This window comes from Vreelandella profundi, from assembly GCF_019722725.1.
GTDB lineage: Bacteria > Pseudomonadota > Gammaproteobacteria > Pseudomonadales > Halomonadaceae > Vreelandella > Vreelandella profundi.
The window spans coordinates 2,187,116-2,202,577 of record NZ_CP077941.1 but is presented as its reverse complement, the minus strand read 5'-3'; the positions used below and the strand labels follow the sequence as shown (position 1 = coordinate 2,202,577).

Sequence of the window (15,462 nt, the reverse complement as noted above, 5' to 3'; positions counted from 1 at the left end):
TCATGAGTTATCAGGTTCTGGCCCGCAAGTGGCGACCCCGCACATTCCACGAACTCGTGGGCCAGGCCCATGTTCAGCGCGCCTTGGTCAATGCTCTTGACCAAGGCCGCCTGCATCATGCCTATCTGTTTACCGGCACTCGCGGCGTGGGTAAAACCACGCTGGCGCGTATTCTTGCCAAGTGTTTGAACTGCACCGCCAACGGACGTGGAGAGGAGGGCGTTACCTCTACTCCTTGCGGCCAGTGTGCTAGCTGCCAGGCCATCGATGAAGGCCGCTTTGTTGATTTGATTGAGGTTGATGCGGCTTCACGCACTAAGGTGGAAGATACCCGCGAGCTGCTAGATAACGTGCAGTACGCGCCCACTCAAGGACGCTACAAGGTGTACCTGATTGATGAGGTGCACATGCTTTCTACCAGCAGCTTTAATGCGCTGCTGAAAACACTAGAAGAGCCACCCCCTCACGTTAAGTTTTTGCTGGCGACCACCGATCCGCAAAAACTGCCGCCGACCGTACTCTCACGCTGCCTCCAGTTTACGCTTAAGCACATGCCGCCTGAGCGGGTGGTTGAGCATCTGACGTATGTGCTGGGTGAAGAAGGTGTTGCGTTCGATGAAAGCGCACTCTGGCTGCTGGGTAAGGCCGCCGAAGGCTCAATGCGTGATGCCATGAGCTTAACGGATCAGGCCATCGCGTTTGGCCAAGGCTCGGTGCGCCACGCCGATGTAGCCTCAATGCTGGGCACGCTGGATCATCGCCATATTCTTGGGCTGGCAGAAGCGTTAGCCGATGTTGACGTGCAGCGGCTGCTGGCAGAAGTATCTCAGCTCGCAGAGCAGGGCCCTGACTTTGCAGCTGTATTGGATGAGCTTGCAAGTATGTTGCACCGCTTAGCGGTTGCGCAGATGGTGCCGGACGCGGTTGATAACAGCCACGGCGATCGTGACATTATCTTACAGTTGGCGAGTCGTTTTACCGCTGAAGATATACAGCTCTATTATCAAATCGGTATTCAGGGCCGTGGCGACATGGTGCACGCGCCAGATTTACGCAGTGCATTAGAGATGACGCTGCTGCGCATGCTGGCCTTTAGACCCCAGGGCGTGCCGAAACCGCCGCGTACGCCGCTACCGCTGAGAAGTGAGCCTTCCGGAATAGCAGCGACTGATGCCAATACCGCTGCCCAGGTTGCGCGCGCACCCTCGGCTGCGCCCGAGCCTTCGCCGCCCATTGAGTCCACGCCTAGTGAGAGTCACGGAGAGGGCGGTCAGCGCGACGAAATAGCTCCTCAAGAGGTCTTTTCAGCTCAGCCTTTTCAGATTCAATCAGTTGAGTCTGTAGTCCCAGTGGCTCAACAAGAGCCGCCGCTTCAAGAGCCCCCACCTTGGGCAGTCGACACCGAAGTAGCGACCCCCGAGCCCTCACCTGCGCCTGATGTTCGCGCTGAGCCAGCGTTCGTTTCTGCCCCCGAACCTATTGCTGAGCCGGAAGAGCCAGCATCCTTTCCAGAGCCAGAGCCAGAGCCAGAGCCAGAGCCAGAGCCAGAGCCAGCTGCTAAGCCGGACATCGTGATGCCGTCGAGTGCTATGGCCGAAAATGGCTCAGGTATCTTGGATAACGGGCTTTGGTTGCAGTCATTTGATTCTCTCGGCCTGGGTGGTTTGACGCGAAACCTTGCGGGCAACTGCTTAGTGGAAAGTGATGATGGCAAGCTGTTAACGCTGCGCTTAGATCCAAGCCAGGCTGCTATGCAGGCGGAAGTTCATCAGACGCGCATCGAGCGTGCGCTTGGCGAGCAAGGAATGCCACGCCGAGTGGCGTTTTACGTCGCAGAGCTGTCTGAAAATGTTGAAACACCTCGCAAGCGCGAAGAGCGTCTTAATAAAGAGCGGCACGCCCAGGCGGTTGATCTACTCAACCATGACCCCCATGTACAAAAGTTACAGCAGGCGTTTGGCGCAAAGCTGATAGAATCTAGCGTGAAGCCTGCCGAGCAATTGCGCTAACTGCGCATCCTGCGACTCATTTTCTAAGACGTTTTTTTCAGCCATATCGGAGATCGAATCATGCTTAAAGGCGGAATGGGCAACTTGATGAAACAAGCCCAAGAAATGCAGGAAAAAATGCAGCACGCTCAGGAAGAAGTCGCCAAGGTTGAGGTTCAGGGCGAAGCGGGTGCTGGCATGGTGAAAGTTACTATGAACGGTCGTCATGACGTCTCCAATGTGACTATCGATCCCAGCGTCATGGAAGAAGATAAGGAGCTGCTGGAAGATTTGCTGGCGGCGGCGGTTAATGATGCGGTACGTAAAGTAGAAGTTAGCTCTAAGGCGAAAATGGAAGAAGCGACGTCCGGGCTGAGCCTTCCCCCCGGCTTTAAGATGCCGTTCTAAGCAATGCGCTTTTCTCCCCTCGTTGAGCAGTTGATGGAGGCTTTTCGCGTTCTGCCAGGCGTTGGGCCTAAAACGGCCCAACGCATGGCTATGCACCTTCTCGAGCGCGAGCGCCCAGGCGGGCAGCGTCTTGCCGCGGTGATTCAACAAGCGATTGAGGAAGTGGGTTACTGCCAACGCTGCCGCACTCTGACAGAGGCTGAAATTTGTGCACTGTGTGAGAGTGTGCGTCGTGACGATGCGTTGCTATGTGTCGTAGAGTCGCCCGCTGATCAGTTAGCCATTGAAGAAGCCGGTGGGTTTAAGGGGCGCTACTTTGTCTTGCATGGGCACCTTTCGCCGCTGGATGGCATTGGCCCCGAGTCGATTGGTTTAGATTTGCTAGAAGCGCGGGTCGCAGAAGGGCTGGTCGAAGAAGTGGTGCTGGCCACTAACCCCACCATCGAAGGCGAAGCGACGGCCCACTACATTGCCTCGCAGCTTTCTGAATATGGCGTCAAACTCTCTCGGCTAGCCTATGGGGTGCCAATGGGCGGGGAGCTTGAATACGTCGATGGGGGCACATTGAGCCGCGCATTTAATGGGCGTCTGCCTTTTATCAGTGAATAAGCCTACTTAATCAGTAGTTCTCTAACCGCAAACGCTCTGGCGATTGTGTGTCAACTTGGAAGAATGCTTTTGTCCTCTCTTACTCCCGCTTTTCAATGGCTTGATACCCCAGATGCGCTCGATGCAGCGTGTGAGCAAGCAGCCGATGCCTCGGTGATTGCACTGGATACCGAATTTTTCAGAGAGAACACGTTTTTCCCCGTTCCTGCGCTATTACAATTTACCGCGGGAGAGGAGGCATATTTAATTGATCCGGTGGCGGTGCCGTGTACCGAAAAATTTCGTGCTTTGCTGCAAAATAGCGCGATCAAACTGTTGCATGCCTGCAGCGAGGATTTGGAAGTATTTCAATGCTGGGCCGGCGTTTTGCCTACGCCGTTAATGGACACGCAGGTGGCGCAGGGTTTTTTAGGCGAGAACCCCAGCATGGGATATCAAAAGCTGGTCGAATTCTGGTTCGATGAAACGCTTCCCAAAGAGGAAACACGCTCGAATTGGTTAGTGCGTCCACTAACCCCAGCGCAGTGCCATTACGCCGCGCTAGACGTTATTTATTTATTGAAAGTATGGGAGTTCCAGGCTGAAAAGCTCGCTATATTGGGTCGCCGCGAATGGGTGGATGCTGAGTGCGCCAGTTTAATTGAGCAGGCGGGTCGCAGTGTTGAAAACGACCAGCAGTGGTATACCCGGCAACGCCAGCTTTGGCGCTTAGCGCCTCGCCAAATGGAGGCGTATCGTTTAATGACCACGTGGCGAGAGGGCGAAACACGTCGGCGTGATTTACCCCGTAATTGGCTAATTAGCGATAAGTTACTGTTTGCGATCGCAGAAAAAATGCCCGGCAATCGCTTTGAGCTAGCCGAGGTGGAAGGCGTTAAGCCAGTGCTGATCAAAAAAGAGGGTGACGCGCTGCTGGCAATGGTAAAGCAGGCACAGCATTGCGAGGAGTCGGTCCTACCGGTACGTTGGCCTGACCCGATGCACCCTACTTTTAAAACGCGCTTTAAAGCCCTTAAAAAAGTGATCACCGCCAAAGCCGATGACTTGGGCATGGCGCCTGAAATGCTGATGCGCCGTCGAGATATTGAAACGCTCGTGATGCAGAATTTGGCCAGTGAGCCGTATTCATTACCCAGCGGTTGGCGCGGCGAGTGTTTAAATACTGCGCTGGTTCAGGCCCTTGAGGAGCTACCATCATGAGCGACAAGCTAATTTGTGATGTTTTCAAAAGCTCGTGCAAAGATGAAATGTATCTATACGTTGATAAGCGTCAGGGCATGTCACAGGTGCCTGAATTGCTCATGGAGACGTTTGGCAAACCGCTGCCTGTGTTTACCATGCTGCTGACTGCTGACAAAAAGCTTTCACGCGTCAGTGCGGCTGATGTGGTCGAAGGGATTAAGGACAAAGGATATTATTTGCAGATGCCTCCTCCTAAAGAAGCCTATCTGCTCGATGTGCACCGCGCCCATGTCGCGTCCCGCTCAGACGCTGAATAACCGGTACCATGAATTTTCTAGCCCATGCATGGTTGGCGCGCGCCGGTAGCGATGATTTTCTATACGGCAACCTGATTGCTGATGGCGTTAAAGGGCGCGATTTAAGCGACTGGTCGGATGCGACTGCTCAGGGTATTCGCCATCACCGCCGCGTAGATGCCTGGGTTGATAGTCACCCCTGTGTGGCGGGGGCAAGGCGTCGCGCTCCAACCGCTCAGCGTCGCTATGCGGGAATCGCGTTAGACATGGTTTGGGATCATTTCTTAGCGCGGGATATGGCCGGTCGACGAGATCAAGAGCAGCTGGTTGAGCGCTGCTATCAGCTGCTGTCGACGCGCCCAGCCCCTAATCGCTTAGCGGGTATGATGCCGCTGCTGGTCAAGCATGACTGGCTAAGAGGCTACGCTGACTTTGAGTTCACTTGCCGCGCCGTTGCTGGCATTGGGCGTCGCTTATCCGGCCCTAATCAGCTTGCGGCCCTTGTGCCATGGCTGCATGATGATTATCCAAGGCTAGAGCAAGATTTTCAGTCATTATGGCCGGTTTTATTTGAAACACTAAGTCGCCAAAACACAGCTTTATAGCGTGTGTTGCTGCGTGACAACGAAGGAGGAGGCGATGGAAACCACCATGCGCGAACGTTTCTGGGAGCGCTTTACGCTTGAAGAGCTCACGCCGCCGGAATGGGAGGCGTTGTGCGACGGCTGCGGGCAGTGCTGCTTGCTAAAGTTGCACGATGAAGAAACTCAAGAGCTAGCGGTGCTTAACGTTGCCTGCCGTTTGCTGGATATTCAATCGTGCCAATGCAGTGACTACCCGAATCGTTTTGACAGCGTGCCTGACTGTACCCAGCTCACGCCTGCACTGGTTAAGGAGTTTACCTGGTTACCACAAAGCTGCGGCTATCGGCGAGTGTCGGAAGGCCGCAAGCTGGCCGGCTGGCATCCGCTACTGAGTAACGATGCAGAGCGGGTTCATCGCAAGGGGATCAGTGTGCGCAGTTTTGCCGTATCGCAAGATGATGTGCCGGAGCAACAGCTAGAATCTCACATCATCGCGATTCTGCCGATGTAGCCTTCGCTTGTTTAAGCGTTGGATTTAGGTGTATCCCAAATAGACAGAAACACATCCTTGAATGCTGAGCGCTCTTGTTTAGCAGGGACTGCGTTTGCTGGCTTTTTGCTTACAACTGTTTTCTGGCGTGGCGCATCCCAAATAGTGGGAAAATGGTCTTGGTATTTCATAATATCTCCAGACAGTCTTGATTAGACGATAGTGTATGCGACTAATGTCTAGTATGGCGTATTTTTATTGGTCTGTGAATATTTTATGGAAAGTATTTCCATAAAATGTGGTGCGAGCTATTGACGAGGGCTGCTCAGCAGTAGGTGTTTATTGAAAGCCATTAAAAAGCAGCGCTTGAAGCGCTGCTTTAAAGTGACTCTTGTGTATACCTAATAATGTGGGAGGGTTAGCTGGGCATTGCCTGTTCCGCGAGGCCCATCGCCCAGAGAGCAAACGCATCTTGCCTTGCGGTGTCATGCCATGCTTTAAAACGTCCGGATGCGCCGCCGTGGCCGCTACTCATATCAGTGCGCATTAGAATAGGCGCTGAGCCCTGCTGCTGTTGAGATACCTGAGCATAGAATTTGGCAGGCTCCCAATAACTCACCCGCGTGTCGAACCAGCTGCCCTCAATCCAAAGCGCAGGATATGCCTGTGGTTTGATGTTGTCGATCGGGGAATAGCCGCTAATGCGCTCGGCGACGTCTACTTCTTCTGGATTGCCCCATTCGCTGTACTCCGCGGTGGTCAGGGGGAGTTCAGGATTCTGCATGGTGCGTAATACATCAAGAAAGGGCACGTCTAGCAGTGCGGCGCAAAACGCCTCGGGTGCCCGGTTGATGCAGGTGCCGACCAGTAGTCCGCCGGCACTTGCGCCGCAGGCTACGATGCGTTGAGGATCACTGACGCCCTGTTCGACAAGTGCCTCACGCGCGGCCAGAAAATCATTAAAGCTGTTTTCTTTGTGGGCCATCTTGCCGTTTAAGTACCAGGGTTCGCCGCGCTCGCCGCCCCCACGCACGTGGGCAACGGCAAAGGCTGCGCCGCGCTCCAGCAGTTCTAAGCGTGCGATAGAGAACCAGGGATCAAGCGCTTCGCCGTAGGCACCATAGCCGTACAGCAGCGTGGGTAGTGGCTGATCTGCCAGGTCTGCACGCATGACGATGGAGACAGGCACCTGCTCGCCGTCCTGACTGGTCGCCCATAGGCGGCGGCTGACGAGTTGCTCGGGTAAAAGGTTGCCGTAAACGGGCACGCGTTTTAGCAGCGTGCGCTGGCCGTTCGTAAGATCGAGCTCGAACCAGCTGGGCGGCTGGGTAAAGGACTCTTCGCGCAGTTGAAGCACTTGGCTATCAAAATGAGGCGCGTCTTCTAATAGCTGTGAGCAGGGCTGCTCGGGTAGTGTCAAATACTCATCTAACGTGAAGCAATGCTGGCTATCTAAGACAAGCCGCCGTAGGCGCACCTGTGCCTGGGCATGGTCACGCTCCGCGAGCATCAGTCCCCAGGAAAATGCATCAATGCCTTCAAGCGTTGCGTCTTCGCGATGGCTGATGAGCGTCTGCCACTTAGGCTGGGGCTGACCAAGCTGGTTTTCCGGCAGGTGATCAAGCTGAAAGTGAGCGCCGGCTTGATTGTGTAAGCGGTAAAACGACCCAGGGCGATGGTCGATGCTGTACTCAACGCCTGCTTGGCGTGTTTGAATGCATATCGGCGTAGAGGCAGGAGAGTGCGCCGGTAAAAGATGAATTTCGCTGGTATCTTTTGAGCCGCTTTCAAGTTGTAGCCACGCCTTTGACCGCGTTTTGCCGATACCCAGCCAAAACTCAGGATCATCTTCGCGTAGCACAAGGACGGGGGTCGTTAAGGCATGTGGTTCTGTCAGCGCTAGCGGTAAACGCCATACGCTATCGGGGCGCTGGGTGTCGTCGAAGCGCGTGAAAAGCAACGTTGCCGTCTTTGCTGTTTGATCTTCTGCCCAGCAAAGGCCTGCGCCAATATCGCTCAACAGTTGCCGGGGCTGGCCGTTAGGCAGTGCTTTTAACCACAGCGTATAGCGCTCGTCGCCCTGAGTGTCCTCCGTCCAGGCTAGCCACTGCTCATCCGGGGAGAGTGCCATATCGCCCATGTCATAAAAGTCATGTTCTGCGGCGCGGGCACCGACATCAAAAAAACACTCCTGCTGCTCGTGTCTAGCGTTAGGATGACGCCACCAGCAGGGGTAATCGTCTTTAGCGCCGGTTTCGCTCCAGAACGTGAAGTGGTCAAGCGCTGTCTTAAGGCTGGTCACCGCTAGCTCGCGGCGTGCTAAATGGCTTTGATAGAGCGCTTCTTCTAGCGGTGCAAGCGGGGCGAACCAAGTAGTCTGCTGCTCATTGGCAGCTTCTAAAAAAGCAGTAACCTCTGCATCATCGCGCTTTTCTAACCAGTGCCATTGAGGGTCATTAGCGCGATAATAGCGCGCAGCGGGTAAGTTTGAGTGGATGCTTGGCTGTGCTTTCATAAATTCATAGGTACCATAACGAGAAATCAACGTCGGGTGAGTTCACCCACATGAGGGGTATTATGTTATTTGCAAATTCAACGTCAATGTTGTGGTTGAGTTACTACGGGATAGCGCTATTAGTGATTGTCGCTGTTTACTTTGCGCTATCTCTGCTGCCCCGTTTACCACGGCTGGTACTGACATGGTCTGTCGCTGGCGCTGTGCTGATGCCCGCTAGTTTTCGGCTGCCGCTGATAGAAGAGGATGAATTCTATACCGGTTGGGCACCGTCGGCGATGGTGTCAGCGGTTGGTTTTTTAGAACATAACGGTGCAGCGCTGCGTGGCGGCCTGATGTGGCTGATCTTTGGCGTCGCCGTGGGTGCGCTTATGGGTGTTGCTCTTTGGTGGTGGCGCCGCCCTGATGAATACAACGATGTCGAGCAGGACGAACAGCGCGCCGGTGATGCGCAGCCTTCACGTCGCCGCGAACCGGTGATTGGCTAATGATTTTATGCGTATGGGTGGCTGACTTGGTGGTCTGCCCAGTATCCCAAATTAAGTTGAGATCTTTACCGGTGGCTAGGCATGTGTGAGTTGCTGGGTATGAGCGCTAATGTACCCACAGATATTTGTTTTAGTTTCTCGGGCTTTTTACACCGTGGGGGCGGGACGGGTCCTCATCGTGATGGCTGGGGTATCGCCTTCTATGAAGAAGGCGGCTATCGCGATTTTCGTGATCCACACCCCTCGGTCAATTCGCCTATTGCTCGATTGATTTGCGACTATCCTATTAAGTCCAACGTGGTGATTAGCCATATCCGGCAAGCCAACGTAGGCGGAGTACGGTTGTCTAATACACACCCGTTTATGCGCGAAATGTGGGGGCGCCCCTGGTGTTATGCGCACAACGGCCAGTTAAGCAGCTGGGAAAACCTACCGTTAGGCAGTTACACCCCGGTGGGCAGTACCGATAGCGAGCATGCCTACTGTTGGCTGCTGGGCGAGCTACGACGCGCCTTTCCTACCCCGCCCGATTCACCTGAAAGCCTGTGGGAATGCTTGCACCAGCTGTGTGAGCAGCTAAGAGCGCTGGGCGTATTCAATATGCTGCTCTCTGATGGCCGCTATTTATATACATTCTGTACTACTAAGCTTGCGCACATTACCCGCTGTGCGCCGTTTGGCGATGCTGAGCTGTCAGATGCTGAAATGACGGTTAATTTTGCTGAGCATACCACTCCCGATGATATTGTTTCGGTCATTGCCACTGAGCCACTTACCCATAATGAAGCCTGGGAGAAAATGGTGCCTGGCGAGCTATTAGTCTGGCGCGATGGAGAAATTCAGGCGCGATACTGTCCATAAATGAATGAGTTGCTAAAGTAGCAGGTGAGGGAGAGTAATGAATAAAGCATGTTTGGCGTCCGGCTAAGATTGAAACGTAAGTTTTAATCCATCGTTTTACAGGTCTTTACGCGTCGTATATCGTTGGTTCTCTCAACCTCGCGACAACAACAAGGTCGGTGATCTCGCCGACACGGATAGCGGAGATTGCCCATGAGTGAACACGCCAACGCCGCCGTTTTACGTGGCCCAGCGCTTGAAGGATTGGATCAATATGATTCAGTCACCGATGTTTTTCATTCCGCAGTAGAGCGTTTTAAAGATAAGCCTGCCTTTTCCTGTATGGGAAAAACGCTGACCTTTGCCGACCTTGACCGCCTGTCGGGGAATTTTGCCGCCTGGTTGCAGCACGAAACTGACCTGGTTCCCGGTGACCGAATCGCCATTCAGTTGCCCAACGTATTGCAATTCCCCGTGGCAGTCTTTGGCGCGCTGCGCGCAGGCCTTGTGTTGGTCAATACCAACCCGCTTTATACCGAGCGGGAAATGGCGAACCAGTTCAAAGACTCCGGCGCGAAAGCGATTGTTATTCTGGCCAACATGGCGGACAAGCTTGAGAAAGTGCTCGATAAAACGGATATCAAGCACGTTGTGGTGACGCAGCTCGGGGATTTACACGATGTTCCCAAGCGCTGGTTAATCAACGCAGTAGTTAAGCACGTCAAAAAGCTGGTGCCTGCCTACTCACTGCCCAGCGCGACTGATTTTCGAGAGGCTGTGAAAAAAGGCGCTTCGTTAAGTCATACCGAGGTCAAGCAGACACACGATGACTTAGCGGCCCTCCAGTACACGGGAGGCACGACGGGCACGCCCAAGGGGGCAATGCTGACGCACCGTAATCTGGTCGCTAACATGCTGCAGGCACGTGAAGCGATAGGGGCACACTTAAGTAATGGCGAAGAGCTCGTTATCGCGCCGCTACCCGTCTACCACATTTACACCTTTACCGTTAACTGCCTGTTTTTGATGGAGACCGGTAACCACTCTTTGTTGATCACCAATCCTCGCGACTTGGATGCTTTTATTAAAGAACTCAAAGGGCTGCCTTTTACCGCCTTCATTGGCCTTAATACGCTGTTTAATGCTCTGTGTAACCGTGACGATTTTAAACAGCTAGATTTTTCTAAATTAAAACTGACGATTTCTGGCGGTATGGCCTTGACCAAGGCCGTCGCTCAGCGCTGGGAGCAAACGACCGGCTGCCCGGTTGCCGAGGGCTACGGGCTGACTGAAACATCGCCTATCGTTAGCTTTAATCCTACCGATGCGATCCAGCTGGGCACGATTGGCAAGCCCGTGGCGGGTACGGCAGTCAAAGTCGTCGATGCCGACGGTAACGACGTAGCGATGGGCGAGCCAGGTGAGCTGTGTGTGCAAGGGCCGCAGGTGATGAAAGGCTACTGGCAGCGCGAGGATGACACCCGCGCGGCCATTGATGAAGGTGGGTGGTTTCACTCCGGTGATATCGCCATACTTCAAGATGATGGCTACATCCGCATTGTTGATCGGAAAAAAGACATGATTCTGGTCTCTGGTTTTAATGTCTATCCCAATGAAATTGAGGATGTCGTAGCTGGCCATCCCGATGTGCTTGAGTCGGCTGCGGTAGGCATTCCGGATGAAAACTCTGGTGAGGCGATCAAGCTGTTTGTCGTTAGCAAAAATAGCCAGCTTGATGAAAAAACGCTGCGTGACTGGTGTAAAAAAGAGCTCACCGGCTATAAGGTGCCTAAAGTTATCGAATTTCGTGATGAGCTGCCCAAAACGAACGTGGGCAAAGTGCTGCGCCGCCAGCTGCGCGACGAAGACGCCCCAAAGGCGTAAGCGCTTAACGCACACAGGCGCTGTGTTAGGCGCCGAGCTAATGAAAGCGTTACACTATGAGGCTGTACTTACGACCCGCTCACTTGAGCGGGTTGATTTTTTGTGCCACTCAAGCGAATGGAAGCCTACTCAATCGTGACCACTGACACCCCCACAGCCCCCACCGATAGCCAACGCCTTGCATCGCTGACACAGGCAGCGGGCGATGTGATGCTGCGCGATACCGAGAGGCTGGAGAAACGCCTGAGTGGTTTGAGCCGTCGCCTGCGCGATAACAAACCTATCAGCCGCGGTTTAGATGAGGTGCAGCGCGAGATCAGCCGCGCTCAGCAGCTGCTAAGCCTGCGTCAGGCGCAGCAGGTCGCGCTTAACTACCCGCCTGAATTGCCGGTAGTCGAGCGGCGAGAAGATATTCTTAACGCCATTCGTGACCATCAAGTCGTCGTGGTGGCGGGGGAGACAGGCTCAGGCAAAACTACCCAGCTGCCAAAAATGTGTTTAGAGCTGGGGCGTGGCCGCCGTGGTTTGATTGGTCACACTCAGCCACGGCGCCTTGCCGCCCGAAGCGTAGCAGGGCGTTTGGCCGAAGAGTTGAACGTCTCTTTGGGCGAGCAGGTCGGCTATCAGGTACGTTTTAGTGATCAGAGTACGCCCAGCACCTTAGTCAAGCTGATGACGGACGGTATCTTGCTGGCTGAAACGCAGCACGACCCGCTGCTGCTGCGCTATGACACCATCATCATCGATGAGGCTCACGAGCGAAGCCTGAATATTGATTTTCTGCTGGGCTATCTGAAGCGTTTATTACCCAAGCGGCCCGACCTGAAAGTTATTATTACCTCGGCGACCATCGACGTGGCGCGCTTTGCCCAGCATTTCGGCACCGCTAAGACGCCCGCGCCGGTAGTAGAAGTGACCGGTCGGACTTATCCCGTTGAGGTGCACTACCGGCCGCTGGTGCGTGATGACGACGATGAGGAAGACCGCACGCTGCAAGAGGGCATTCTGCATGCGGTAGAAGAAATCGAGGCCATTGAGCGTGAAAAAGGCTGGCTGCATGGCCCTCGCGATGTGCTGGTATTTTTACCCGGCGAGCGTGAAATTCGAGAAACTGCGGATACGCTGCGCCGCGCGGACTTAAAAGGCACTGAAATTCTGCCTCTTTATGCACGCCTTTCCAACGAAGAGCAAAACCGTGTATTTGCCTCACACCGCGGGCGCCGAATTGTGCTGGCCACCAACGTTGCAGAAACCTCGCTGACGGTACCCGGCATTCGCTATGTGATCGATCCTGGGCTTGTGCGTATCAGCCGCTACAGCTATCGGTCAAAAATTCAACGCCTGCCCGTAGAAGCGGTGAGCCAAGCCAGCGCGAACCAGCGTAAAGGGCGCTGCGGTCGAGTTGCCGACGGGGTCTGTGTTCGTCTTTACAGCGAAGAGGATTTCTTATCTCGGCCAGGCTTTACTGACCCTGAAATTCAGCGCACTAACTTAGCGTCGGTTATTCTCTCGATGCTGGGCCTCAAGCTTGGCGATATAGAAGCTTTTCCCTTTGTAGATCCGCCGGACAGTCGCTTCGTTAAGGACGGTTTTCGGCTGCTGTTCGAGCTGGGCGCCGTGGATGAGCAGCAGCGCCTTTCTCCGCTGGGGCGTAAGCTTGCGCGATTGCCGATTGACCCTCGCTTAGCCCGCATGGTGTTAGCAGGCGTCGATATGGGTAGTTTGCGCGATGTGCTGATTGTGGTCTCGGCGTTGGCTATTCAGGACCCCCGCGACCGGCCGGCGGACAAACGCCAGGCAGCTGATCAAGCGCACCAGCGCTGGCACGACCCGGATTCTGACTTTGTCGCATTGCTGAACCTTTGGCACGGCATCGAAAACGCCCGCGAGGCGCTGTCCGGAAATCAATTGCGCCGCTGGTGTCGCGAGCACTACATCAACTACCTGCGCATGCGCGAGTGGCACGATACCTTCCGGCAGCTGCGCCAGCTGCTGCGCGATATGGATATTGATGTACCGGCTCCCTTGCCGCGTGACGAAGAAGAGAGCGAAGAGCAGGCTCGACAGATGCGGCGTAAAACCTCGGGCAAGCTGCATCAGGCGTTGTTGTCAGGGCTGCTTTCTAATGTGGGCACGCTGCTTGAGAATCGTGAATATCTTGGCGCCCGCAACCGAAAGTTTATGATTCACCCTGGCTCTGGGCTGGCTAAAAAATCACCCAAGTGGATGATGGCGTTTGAGATGATCGAAACGTCAAAGCTATTTGCCCGTACGGTGGCCAAAATTGACCCAGACTGGATTGAGCCCCAGGCGCAGCATCTGATAAAGCGCACTTACAGCGAATCGCATTGGGAAATGAAGCGGGCACAGGTGGTGGCGTTTGAGCAGGTCACGCTGTTTGGTCTGCCGATTGTCGCGAGGCGCCGTGTTCATTACGGGCCAATAGCGCCTAAGGAGTCTCGGGAGCTGTTTATTCGCCGCGCGCTGGTGGAAGGTGAGTTTCAGACTAAAGGCGCTTTTTTCGCCCACAACCGAGCGTTGGTCAGCGAAGTCGAGGCGCTAGAAGATCGCGCTCGACGGCGCGATATTTTGGTCGATGAAGACACGCTTTTTGATTTTTACGATGCGCGTATCCCCGCCGAAACGGTTAACGGCAAAGGGTTTGAACACTGGCGCAAGCAAGCCGAGCAGCGTGATCCAGAGTTACTGCATTTCGACCTTGAGTCGTTAAAAGCGCGCGATGCTGACGACGTCACCCAAATGCAGTATCCCGATTATTTAACCTTGGCCGGCGTTGCGTATCCGGTTAGCTATCACTTTGACCCTGACGCAGAAGACGACGGCATCACGCTGACCGTTCCCGCGGCCATGCTGCCGCAGGTGCCGGTGCATGCTTTAGAATGGCTGGTGCCCGGGCTATTACGTGAAAAGTGCATTGCGCTATTGAAGTCGCTGCCGAAAAGTATTCGCCGTCAGGTTGTGCCAATTCCTGATTGGGTCGATGCTGCGCTGGAAACCCTGGTGCCTGATCAGCGCCCATTAACCGAGGCTCTTGGGGAGTTTATTCGCCGTCGTACATCGACACGCGTGCAGCTCGAAGACTGGCGCTTAGATTTGCTTGAGCCGCACCTGATTATGAATATTCGCGTGGTGGATCACGCGGGTGAAACCCTGGGTCAGGGTCGCGATCTGCGCGCCCTAGAACGGCGCTATGAAGCGGCGGCCAGCGCAGGTGCTCAAGCCCTGGCCGAACAGGTCAGCATTGAGCCTGCCGTTGCCGGTCTGCCTGAGGCCCCGTTACCGGCTTCCCGCGTTACCACTCAGGCAGGTATTCGCGTTGAGGCGTACCCTGCTCTGGTAGCGCAAGCTAGTGAGTTTAAAGTTGCGCTGTTCGATCATCCTGCGAAAGCTGATGCCGCCCATCAGGAAGGCATTGCGCGGCTAGCTATTGCCAAATTGCCGGAGCAGGTCAAAGCGATCAAGCAGTTACCTGGCGTTGAGAAGTGCGCGCTGCTGTTTGCTAAAGTGGGAAGTAAGCAAGCGCTGGTGGATGATCTGCTGCTGGCGGTGTTTACTCAGGTGGCGGCTCAGCATCCGCTGCCGCGCTCGGCCGGGGAGTTGAGCCAACGACTCAACGATACTCAGAACCAGCTTGTTAACGAGACGAGCGCTCTACTGTTACGGGTAGAGGCCGCGCTAAAGGGCCATTTAGCGATTAGTAAGCTGCTAAAGGGAAAACTCAATTTTGCCCTTGCGCTGGTGTATAGCGATGTCAGCGCACAGATGCAGCGCCTGGTTTATACCGGCTTCATTCGCAATGCTGGCGCTTGGCTAGATGAATATCCGCGCTATACCGAAGCGGCGCTTCTACGCCTTGAAAAAGCTGCCCGGGAGCGTGGCCGTGATCAAATGATGATGCACGATGTTCAAGCGCTGGAGGCGCGTTTTGATGCGCGGCGTAAGAGTGAGCGGCGTGGTCAGGTGGAAGGCCCCGAGCTGGTTGCTTTCGGCTGGTGGCTACAGGAGCTCAGGGTGTCACTGTTCGCTCAGCAGCTGGGTACCAGCATGCCGGTTTCGGTGAAACGGCTAGAAAAGCGCTGGCAAGAAATTATTAGCACCTAGTGCGTTGGCTAAAATAGGTGTCGAAAAAAAGTTGCTGGAAAAAGCGCTATTTTACG

The 15,462-nt window shown here is 54.7% G+C and carries 13 protein-coding genes; 11 read left to right on the top strand and 2 right to left on the bottom strand.

Going from position 1 to position 15,462, the window contains the following annotated elements:
* Positions 1-2: 2 nt before the first annotated feature.
* From dnaX to KUO20_RS10100, 7 genes are all read left to right on the top strand, one after another.
* Positions 3-2,009 carry a DNA polymerase III subunit gamma/tau gene (gene dnaX, locus KUO20_RS10130; RefSeq protein WP_235039756.1) on the top strand — a complete coding sequence of 669 codons (2,007 nt, stop codon included), beginning with the start codon at positions 3-5 and terminating at the stop codon, positions 2,007-2,009.
* 60 nt (positions 2,010-2,069) lie between these two features.
* Positions 2,070-2,396: a YbaB/EbfC family nucleoid-associated protein gene (locus KUO20_RS10125; protein WP_096279178.1), complete on the top strand. Its 327-nt coding sequence runs from the start codon at positions 2,070-2,072 to the stop codon at positions 2,394-2,396.
* A 3-nt stretch (positions 2,397-2,399) separates the two neighbouring features.
* Positions 2,400-3,005 (top strand): recombination mediator RecR, encoded by a 606-nt coding sequence (gene recR, locus KUO20_RS10120; protein WP_235039755.1) that lies wholly within the window; start codon positions 2,400-2,402, stop codon positions 3,003-3,005.
* A 63-nt stretch (positions 3,006-3,068) separates the two neighbouring features.
* On the top strand, positions 3,069-4,205 hold the full coding sequence (gene rnd / locus KUO20_RS10115; RefSeq protein WP_235039754.1) for a ribonuclease D: 1,137 nt from the start codon (positions 3,069-3,071) through the stop codon (positions 4,203-4,205).
* Positions 4,202-4,504, top strand: coding sequence for a YcgL domain-containing protein (locus KUO20_RS10110; RefSeq protein WP_235039753.1), 303 nt, complete (start codon positions 4,202-4,204; stop codon positions 4,502-4,504). Before rnd ends, KUO20_RS10110 begins: the two co-directional genes overlap by 4 nt.
* 8 nt (positions 4,505-4,512) lie before the next feature.
* On the top strand, positions 4,513-5,088 hold the full coding sequence (locus KUO20_RS10105) for an acyl carrier protein phosphodiesterase (RefSeq protein ID WP_235039752.1): 576 nt from the start codon (positions 4,513-4,515) through the stop codon (positions 5,086-5,088).
* A gap of 34 nt (positions 5,089-5,122) precedes the next feature.
* Positions 5,123-5,578, top strand: coding sequence for a YcgN family cysteine cluster protein (locus tag KUO20_RS10100; RefSeq protein WP_235039751.1), 456 nt, complete (start codon positions 5,123-5,125; stop codon positions 5,576-5,578).
* 11 nt (positions 5,579-5,589) lie between these two features.
* On the opposite strand, the gene KUO20_RS10095 is transcribed toward KUO20_RS10100, so the two are convergent.
* Complete coding sequence (locus tag KUO20_RS10095) at positions 5,590-5,748, bottom strand: hypothetical protein (protein ID WP_235039750.1); 159 nt, start codon at positions 5,746-5,748, stop codon at positions 5,590-5,592.
* 227 nt (positions 5,749-5,975) lie between these two features.
* A complete protein-coding gene (locus KUO20_RS10090; RefSeq protein ID WP_235039749.1) occupies positions 5,976-8,072 on the bottom strand; it encodes a S9 family peptidase in 2,097 nt (698 codons plus the stop codon).
* Positions 8,073-8,134: 62 nt separating this feature from the next.
* Between KUO20_RS10090 and KUO20_RS10085 the strand changes: the two genes are divergently transcribed.
* The 4 genes from KUO20_RS10085 to hrpA all read left to right on the top strand — a co-directional run bounded on the left by KUO20_RS10085 (position 8,135) and on the right by hrpA (position 15,406).
* Positions 8,135-8,560 (top strand): hypothetical protein, encoded by a 426-nt coding sequence (locus tag KUO20_RS10085; RefSeq protein ID WP_235039748.1) that lies wholly within the window; start codon positions 8,135-8,137, stop codon positions 8,558-8,560.
* Between the two features lie 81 nt (positions 8,561-8,641).
* Entirely contained in the window at positions 8,642-9,421 is a 780-nt protein-coding gene (locus KUO20_RS10080) for a class II glutamine amidotransferase (RefSeq protein WP_235039747.1), read from the top strand.
* A 192-nt stretch (positions 9,422-9,613) separates the two neighbouring features.
* Positions 9,614-11,284, top strand: coding sequence for an AMP-binding protein (locus KUO20_RS10075; protein ID WP_235039746.1), 1,671 nt, complete (start codon positions 9,614-9,616; stop codon positions 11,282-11,284).
* 117 nt (positions 11,285-11,401) lie between these two features.
* On the top strand, positions 11,402-15,406 hold the full coding sequence (gene hrpA, locus KUO20_RS10070; RefSeq protein WP_235042464.1) for an ATP-dependent RNA helicase HrpA: 4,005 nt from the start codon (positions 11,402-11,404) through the stop codon (positions 15,404-15,406).
* Positions 15,407-15,462: the final 56 nt, after the last annotated feature.